1 protein-coding gene is annotated in these 536 nt (G+C 45.1%); it reads left to right on the top strand.

Annotated features, from left to right (window positions below):
• On the top strand, window positions 1-536 hold a 536-nt coding region (locus tag MM213_RS20835), incomplete at both ends, for a DUF11 domain-containing protein (protein WP_241414800.1).

Raw genomic sequence — 536 nt, 5'->3', positions numbered from 1 at the left:
CAGGAACAACAATCAGTAACATCGCAGTAGTCGATTCCCCAACAGATGAAGAAGGGCCAAAAGAGTCTGACCCAGAGGATGTTGATGTGGAGACATCAGCTAACCTAACCATTGTAAAATTAGCTAGCAGTCCGACAGTAGTAGCGGGAGAGAATATCAGTTACACAATAACTGTATCCAATAACGGTCCAAGTGACGCACTTGATGTGATGGTAAGCGAYATGCTTCCRGCAGGAACCRCATTYGTCTCAGCCGAYAACGGAGGAATGAATGATTCAGGTAYAGTAAACTGGAATCTTGGAACCTTGGCAGCAGGAGGAAGTGTGGAACTGAATCTTATACTCTCCACTTCACCTTCCCTTGAAGCAGGAACAACAATCAGTAACATCGCAGTAGTCGATTCCCCAACAGATGAAGAAGGGCCAAAAGAGTCTGACCCAGAGGATGTTGATGTGGAGACATCAGCTAACCTAACCATTGTAAAATTAGCTAGCAGTCCGACAGTAGTAGCGGGAGAGAATATCAGTTACATTACA

Source organism: Belliella alkalica (assembly GCF_022549785.1).
Lineage (GTDB): Bacteria > Bacteroidota > Bacteroidia > Cytophagales > Cyclobacteriaceae > Belliella > Belliella alkalica.
This window is presented reverse-complemented; position numbering and strand designations above follow the sequence as displayed.